This is a genomic window from Pseudomonadota bacterium, from assembly GCA_026388215.1.
Lineage (GTDB): Bacteria > Desulfobacterota > Syntrophorhabdia > Syntrophorhabdales > Syntrophorhabdaceae > JAPLKF01.
Genome location: JAPLKF010000220.1, coordinates 1 through 8,136 on the forward strand (window position 1 = coordinate 1; position 8,136 = coordinate 8,136).

Below are 8,136 nucleotides of genomic sequence, written 5' to 3' on the forward strand. Positions count from 1 at the left end.
CCTGAATAGTTCACATCCTGACCCATGTTGGGTCCAGTATTTAAACCGGAAATAATAAAATCAGGCTTCTTTTCAAGTAAAATCCTCACTGCAAGAAAAACACAATCAGCAGGCGTCCCGTTTGTAGAAAAGATATTGCCACCTATTTCCTTTATCCTTAAAGGCTTATGGATGGTGATGGCGTGTCCGACACATGTTCTTTCTCTCTCCGGTGCAACAACGTATACCTCATGCCTTTTCAAGAGATTATCCCTCAAGGTCATAAGCCCTTCAGAGCGTATTCCGTCATCATTTGTAAGAAGGATAAGCATTAAATCACCGTATTTTAAACAACAATCAGCATTCAGTTATTAGCCGTGAATTATGAACCATGAGCTATGAACTATGAGCTCACACGTTGATTGCTGAAGACTAATTGCTGATAGCTATAAATAATAAATCGGGGCGACTGGATTTGAACCTGCGACCTCTTGCACCCCAAGCAAGTGCGCTAAACCATGCTGCGCTACGCCCCGAGAAATTAAATTTTATAGGATATTTTTAAAAATGTCCATAGGTTTTATTATAAGTGGTTAACATTATTTGTATTAAGGAATACAATCCAAAATATTCTTTAAATTACGCGGAGCGTATGTATTAACAATGCCATGGGCTTGCCCGTGGGAATCTATATTTTAAAAACAATCGATGACCTGCCCCCATCTATTGTACCACTCCGCATACTCCATTATTAACGGAAATGCATACCCCTTAAATCTCATAGGAATTTGTGCGTACGTTTTAGCCTACCACTTAAGCTTATTTCACTCGCTATTTTATTAAGAAGTTATTGAATTAATCGATTCTTTTATAGTATTTTATAGTAAATAAATACAATTTCTTATCAATTATTAATGAGGAGTTAACATGATACAGTTAGAACAAACCTTTATGAACTTTTTACTTGCCCATCAGGAAAAATACAATCGTACTTACCACTTTCTCATCCTGATGGATGCCCTGATCAGTGCAGCAAAGCATATCCAGTACTACTATCTGACAGGTGCCTTAAAAGGAAACCTAGGACAGGCACATGAGGTAAACATTCAGGGCGAAGACGTGATGCGCATGGATCAAATTGCGCATAATATTACAATACATTACCTGAAGACCACAAACAGGGTAATTCATGCGGTCAGCGAGGAGTCGGATGATATAATCCCGCTCAATGAAAATGGCGGCCGTTATTTTGTCTATTTTGATCCCCTTGATGGTTCATCAAACGTTGCCCACGGTCTGCCCGTCGGCTTTCTCTTCAGCATTGCCAAGCGGAATCTCGAGGGACCTGAGGATGGCCATTTGAGGGCCGGGAAAGATTGTATAGCAGCAGGAATGTTTGTTATACCAACAGGCACATTCACGCTTGCATTGAAGGAAGCTGGAACATGGAGATTCCATATAGATGAAACAATGGACTATGTCAAGCCTGTCCGCATGATGCTCCCGGAGGATAGAAAGAGCTGGGAGTTATCATTCAACGCCGCCAACCATTTTACCTATGCCCATAGAGTCCAGGGGTGGATAGCCAAGAATATGCAAAAATATGCCTTCAGATACCTCGGTTCCCTGGCAGGGGATTTCCATCGGATCCTTTCCAATGGTGGCATGTTCATGTACCCTGCCATTGTAAACCATCCAAATCCAAAGAAAAACAGGCCTGAGGGGAAACTACGGCTGATGTACGAGGCTGCTGTTGTATCCTTCATGTGCCGCGAGGCTGGTGGAGATGCTGTGGATGAAACAGGAACGCCCATACTCGACCTCCAGCCAAAAAAGCACCATCAAAGAACCGCCCTTTATGTTGGTTCGAAACCGCTGATAGATGAGATTACGGAGGTTCTCAAGGGACAACAGAAGTAGTAGAGAACAGATAGTAAGGGGTAGACAGTTCCTACTTACTGTTTACCCCTTACTGCTTACTGAACAACAGAATCTACTTAAGCGAGCACCGCGTTAAATGCATATCAATCGGCAAGGTCACTCACGCTCTCGACCCCCGCTGCCTCACCAAGGTAGTCTTTAATACTGGGTTGAATTACAACCGGCTTTACAAATTTCTCAACGTACTGACGGGTGCCTCTCGACCCCAACACATCAAAGAGCTTCCTGAACTGGGATTCCCAGTCCTTTTTGATTTCTTCTTTCACGGAAAGCGGTAAAGACCAGGAGCGTGCCTTGAATGGGCCCACCGCATTTTTGCGTACCTTATAGTAGAATTGTTCATCAGTCATATCGCTTTTATGCTCTGAGGCGTGTTTTTCCCGTAGATAGGCATACATTTCCTCGCGCAAATTCTCAGGAATACGGTTGAAGAACATATTCATAAAACCTGTTGCCAGGTGAATCTCGCATGCTTCCGTTTCCACGAACTTCCCGAAGGCATCTTCGGGCAAGGTCGATGCGCCATGCTGCACAGCGCCTCCCATACCATAATCTCGCCGTGCAATCTGACTTAACCTTTTCAGTGTGTCAAAATCTACTTTAACCTTCGCAATAGACCCATCAGGTAATGCAACACCACCGTGTGATGTCCCTGTCTGGATACTGATTTTGCTTAATCCTGTCATGCCAGCGCCCCGTTTATCCAGTTCCTTCCTGAACCCTTCAATGTAGGCACGTAATTCTTCTTCTGTCGAATTGCGACCGCCAACTTCACCGATTTCGCCGCCAACTGAAATGGTAACCCCCTTCGGCTCCAGCTTACGGATATAGGAGGTCAATTCGGCAGAAAGCTCCGTGTTGAGCGCCTGCTGTGCAGGCACAGAGGGCTTATTCAAATCTACCAGCGTGGAAGTATCTACATCAATGTTAAAAAAACCTGCAGCGATAGATTCCTATCTACATCAATGTTAAAAAAACCTGCAGCGATAGATTCCCGTATCACGTCTTTCAATGCCTGTAACTCTGCGTCGGGGTTAGTACCATACCGCTTGGCAGAGACCTGAAAGTGGTCGCCCTGGATAAAGACCGGTCCTTTATAATCCTCCGCGATAGCAGCGGCGAGGACAGAGGTGGCATACTCTGTGGGGCGCTGGCCTGTGTACCCAATTTCAGAGCGGGCTATTTCAAATATAAACGCCGAAGCATCCATACTTTTCGCCACGCGGAAGATAATCCGGGCCGCGTCATAGGAAAGGGCACGTAAATTGATCGCAGGAACTGTAAAAACAGGTGGCACCTCACCGCGGCCGCGGGCTATGTAGAGATCATGAATCGAGGCAGGGATAATCCCCAAATCGAGCGCGGCCGCACGTGTGAGATAGCGTGCAAGCCCCTGTTTTTCTCCCGACTCAAGTGCCGATACCTCTGCAAGCTTTTGAACCTTTTCGCGAAACCTGGAAGGATTACTCACCCGAACCACTCCCTGATGAATCTCCAGACTGTTATCAAGCACGTCCAGGATGTCTTTAATCTTTAAGTTAGCCATATTAACCTCCTATAATTAAGTCTTAATGCTGTTTTTCGCGCTACCTTGAATTCAAGTACCATTATGCTTTATGAATATCACATCTACTCCAAATATTAAACATTGTTTTTTAGTAATTCTTCAATCAGAATCATTATTGAATCCCTTACCCGCTTGCTTCCTGAAATGTTTATAACCTCTTTTTTTCTTTTCTTGCGCTCTTTCAAACAGTAATCTGTAACTTATAATTGTCATTCGATGATGACAGAAGTATAATAAGTTAAAATTACTTCATGGAAAAAGGGGGTTTTCCATGCCAGCCATGATTACTCGCAGTAAACAACAGGGTATTAAAAACCAAAGCGGGAAAAACTATTCGCCGCAAACAACTGGTGTTTACCCTTGCCGAAGGAATAACCCATGGAATCTAATATTGATGCAAATTCGAAAAAAAAGGGGGAGCTGATGCGAAAAATTACGACTGTTATACATCTGATTTTTTTGTTTGGTTTGCTTACGCTTTTTGCTTGTTCAAGTTCTGACGAAAAGGCAAATAAACTTTTTGTCGAGGCCTCTAATTCTATCAAGCAAGCGAGAGAGGCGGAGAATAGTAGTTATGTGCAGGCATACCAACTCTACAAAAAGGCTTTTGTAAACATAGAAAGAATAACCTCAAAATATCCCTCTTCAAATATGGCGGTTCAGATAGCTCAAGGTCAGCTATTGCTTGATTTATATAGAGTATCGGATTTTAGAACCACCGTCTTGGAAAAGGCACAGGCACGAGCTGAAGCCGAAGAAGATCCCTTGTTTTGTGGCGCTGAGATGATGATAAGTGTTATAGTTACATTCAATTATTCGTCAACTATCAAGATACTGAAGGAGAGCGGAGAGAAAGAGAAAGCTGAAAGACTTCTTTCTCGGTTTCTAAAACATGCGCAGACCATGAAGGTAAAAAATGAATTAAGCAGGACTTTTGCGCTGAAGGATCTGGCAATTAGCTATCAAATAATAGGGGACAAAGAGAAATCAAAACTAATTTTAATTGATCTCTTTGAAAATTCGGCCAAGTTGCGGAACGAATTTTGTTGGACGAAAATAAGGACGGAATCACTATGCAAAGGCCTCGATGCCATTGAAAGAGATGCGCACCTGAGCGTTGTGGGCGAGGGTTTTGCAGAGATCGGTGAATACGACAAAGCTGAGGAAGTCGCCGGAAAGATCACAGGGGAAGATTACAGGGCCGAAGTTTATGTAGCAATTGGGGCCGTCTATGCGGAATCAGGCCAGAGCGAAAAGGCACTGGCAATGGTAAAAAAGGCCGAGTCTGAAATGAAGAGTCCAAAGACGAAGGTAAGCGATTCTCTTCGTATAAAGATAGGTATCGTCTATGCGAAGGCTGGGGCCAAAAACAAAGCGGATGAGATCCTTTCAGAGGTATTAAAAACGGCTATGAAATCAAAAAAGAGCTATAAGCTAGGAAATGTTTTGGTAGCGTATCTGGAAGCTGGGTTCTACGACAAAGTTGTTCAACTTGCTGAAAAGGAACGTTTGACTTATTTGCCTTATCTGTTGTTTAGGGTAGCTGCTGGATACGCAAAATCGGGGCAGTTTGAAAAATCCTTGAAGATTTCAGAAAGGAATCCAGAAATAAAATGCGCTGTGTCAGTTATCGTAGCAGGAGAATATGCGAAAGCCGGGCAGAAGGAAAAAGCCATAACCCTCCTGAATTCCTCTCTGAATCAAGCTCGGAAGGAAGAGAAAATATATATCCTTGCTTCCATAGCTGGACTATATGGGCAATTGGGAGAGAAAAAAAGGGCAGCTGAACTTCTCTCAGAAGCAACCGAATCATTGAAGGGTCTTGACACGAGGGACAAGGCTGAACTGCTCTCAGAAGCAACCGAATCATTGAAGGACAAGATGGTTCTTCGGAAGGTTCGTCTGTTTTTGGCCGATAGATACATTGAACTAAATGATGTCAAAATGGCATCCGAGCTAATGTCTCAGTATCTTCAATTTTCCAAGTCATTGAACAAGATGGTTCTTCGGAAGGTTTATCTGTTTTTGGTCGATAGATACATTGAACTAAATGATGTCAAAACGGCATCCAAGCTAATGTCTCAGTATCTTCAATTTTCCAAGTCATTGAAGGGTTGGGAATTAGTCGATAGTCTGATAAGCGCAGGAGTACATACAAAAGGAAAGATTCGTGTAAATGATGCAGACAGAAAAATCCTCCATGATCTCCTTCGTGATTCAATTAAACAATCATGAACTGAGGATCTACTATAACCAAAGGAGACAGGCCATTGAAACGAGAAAAAGACACCGCTGATTTACGGCAAATGTTCATAAAAAACTTGTGTTTACATTAACTTATCTAACTTAACATGACCGAACACGGCAAAACATCGCGCCGCGTCGGTGACCTTTGTGCTATACAGATGAAAAACGAAATTAACAAGGCAATCAAGAAAATATCGAAACCAAATGAAGTTAGGATATTTAAGGCTATGGCAAAATCACTAACAAGTCGGTACGCCTCTGCGTGTTTTGTGAAGGAAAGTCATAGGTGCTATGTCAGGTACAATTCTTGTGCTGCAAACAAATCAGTTAAACGGGAGATTTCAGACCTTGTCATTGTTTCATATTTAAAGAATTCGGTTAAATTATGTTTCCTGCAAGCTAAGTATCATAGAACGTCTATTCAAGGAAAAAGATTCCTTGATTTTACAGGAGACTATTTTCAGTGGGAGTTGCTGAATAGCAGGCCAAAGATAGAAAACTGCGGAAGAAAGCTATGTTTTCCGCCAAATATCTTGTCTTTCACGAAGTATAATTCAATTGGATCCTTTGGAGTATTTTACCGCGATTCAAAGGGCAAGATTGATATGCTTTACTCAATAGCAAAATTGATCAAACCTAAAGCTGTCAAGTGTGATCCAAAGAATGCAAAAGCAACATTATGCTTCCCCGGAACATCTTCGTGTCCTAAGATCGCATACAAAAATCAATCCGAAAGAGAAATGTTTTCGACATGTTACATAAATCAATTTGAAAAAGGTCTGTTACTTCATAAAATTGGCGCGCCAGTCAATAGCAATTCCGAAGCCGCAAGTTTTATTGCTGGAATACTAACTGCTGCTAAAAGCAATAATAATGACCCTGACTTAAATAGAATGACTGACGAAGTGATGAGACTGCTCAGGATTGATAAACCGTTGCCGTTTAGAGATAACCCGAACATTTTGTTAGTTAAATCACCAGGCTGTCTTATAAGAGCTATGCTGAAGGCTTTGGACCATGGAGATTCAATATAATTGATTTTACAGCGATCTTTAAGAGGTGTGGGAGCATTGGTGAAAAGTTGAATACTGTAACCCATGTACCCGGATTGTACCCGTCAGTTGCCTAACGAATCGGTGCAGCGAATCCGCAAAATACGCGGCTCGCTGACCTTCGTGTTATCGCTTTCACTCGCAAATCCTCAACTTTTAGCGTCAGTTAATCTCCACGCTTTGTAGGTGCAAGCACCAAAAAAATCATCAAACCCAGAAAAGTTTAAAATCTATCTACATTATCGATCTGCGGCCATTATACCTTTCGGTATCATAATATTTTTCCACGTCAACAAGTTTCAATTTATTGACGATCTCTTTCATGGGAACGCTTGTAATTTCACCACGTACAAGACTTACCATGCGTCCAAAGTCCTCGTTGATTATCATATCAGCAGCGGCAATACCAAACCATCTGGCCATTAAACGATCATGTGCGGATGGCGATCCTCCCCGCTGTAAATGACTCAAGATGAGATGGCGCGATTCGAATCCTGTTTGTTTTTCAATCTCACCAGCTACATAACTCGCTATTCCTCCAAGTGAGGGATGTCCGAATTCATCTACCTTACCATTTCTCAGAAATTCATGCTGGCCCGAAGGTTTCGCCCCTTCAGAAACGACAATAATCGAATATTTTATTTCCCGTCCCCTTCGTTCACGAAGAAGTTCACATACCTTGCCCATATCAAAATGGTGTTCGGGTATCAAAATAATATATGCACCGCTGCACTCACCTCCGTGGAGGGCGAGCCATCCTGCATGACGTCCCATTGTTTCAACAACAAAGATTCGGCCGTGAGAACCTGCGGTGGTTCTCAGCCGATCAATTTCCTCCATAATCACATTAACAGCGGTATCAAAACCGAGCGAATATTCGGTTCCTGTAAGGTCATTATCAATGGTCTTGGGAATGCCTATTGTCTTGATGCCCAGTTTGTGCAATTTATAGGCAACACCAAGCGTATCTTCTCCGCCAAGCACAACAAGTGCGTCTATCCCAAGCTTTTTAATATTATCAATTAATTTTTCAGAACGATCATTTTTCGGATTGAACGGGTTTGTACGTGAGGTCCCTAAGTTTGTTCCACCATACCGGTCCCATGTTCGAACGATCTCTTCATCCAGACGCTTGAGGTATCGATCGCAGCTTTTCGGATCGTCAGGATCAACCTCTACCAATCCCTTCCAACCGTCAGCAACACCGATAACTTCAAAAGAAACAGATCGCTTCTCAACGAGTTTTGGATCAAGAACACTTTTTGTTACCCATTTGACCGCACCATTCAGGCCGGGGCAGTCTCCTCCACCTGTTAAAATAGCTATTTTCAGTTTCATGACTTTTTCTCC

Annotated in this window: 7 protein-coding genes and 1 tRNA gene; 3 read left to right on the plus strand and 5 right to left on the minus strand. The window is 42.7% G+C overall.

The window, feature by feature from the left end; all coding sequences use genetic code 11:
* Positions 1 to 311, minus strand: a 311-nt coding sequence (locus NTU69_11170) for a hypothetical protein (protein MCX5804070.1), incomplete at its 3' end; no start/stop codon positions are given.
* A 128-nt stretch (positions 312 to 439) separates the two neighbouring features.
* Positions 440 to 515 (minus strand) — tRNA-Pro (locus NTU69_11175).
* A gap of 391 nt (positions 516 to 906) precedes the next feature.
* On the opposite strand from NTU69_11175, the gene NTU69_11180 reads away from it, so the two are divergent.
* Complete coding sequence (locus tag NTU69_11180; protein ID MCX5804071.1) at positions 907 to 1,899, plus strand: fructose-1,6-bisphosphatase; 993 nt, start codon at positions 907 to 909, stop codon at positions 1,897 to 1,899.
* A gap of 104 nt (positions 1,900 to 2,003) precedes the next feature.
* Here NTU69_11180 and NTU69_11185 read toward each other — a convergent pair whose 3' ends face one another.
* Together NTU69_11185 and NTU69_11190 are read right to left on the minus strand one after the other, a co-directional pair.
* On the minus strand, positions 2,004 to 2,816 hold the full coding sequence (locus NTU69_11185) for a class II fructose-bisphosphate aldolase (protein MCX5804072.1): 813 nt from the start codon (positions 2,814 to 2,816) through the stop codon (positions 2,004 to 2,006).
* 20 nt (positions 2,817 to 2,836) lie between these two features.
* Positions 2,837 to 3,466, minus strand: a complete 630-nt coding sequence (locus NTU69_11190) for a hypothetical protein (GenBank protein ID MCX5804073.1) — start codon at positions 3,464 to 3,466, stop codon at positions 2,837 to 2,839.
* 480 nt (positions 3,467 to 3,946) lie between these two features.
* Between NTU69_11190 and NTU69_11195 the strand changes: the two genes are divergently transcribed.
* Both NTU69_11195 and NTU69_11200 read left to right on the plus strand, forming a co-directional pair.
* The gene (locus NTU69_11195) at positions 3,947 to 5,722 is read left to right on the plus strand and encodes a hypothetical protein (protein MCX5804074.1); all 1,776 of its coding nucleotides are present in this window, start codon (positions 3,947 to 3,949) and stop codon (positions 5,720 to 5,722) included.
* Between the two features lie 170 nt (positions 5,723 to 5,892).
* Positions 5,893 to 6,768: a hypothetical protein gene (locus tag NTU69_11200; protein MCX5804075.1), complete on the plus strand. Its 876-nt coding sequence runs from the start codon at positions 5,893 to 5,895 to the stop codon at positions 6,766 to 6,768.
* Positions 6,769 to 7,020: 252 nt separating this feature from the next.
* Here the strand turns inward: NTU69_11200 and NTU69_11205 are convergent, their stop codons facing one another.
* Entirely contained in the window at positions 7,021 to 8,118 is a 1,098-nt protein-coding gene (locus tag NTU69_11205; protein MCX5804076.1) for an ATP-dependent 6-phosphofructokinase, read from the minus strand.
* Positions 8,119 to 8,136 lie beyond the last annotated feature (18 nt).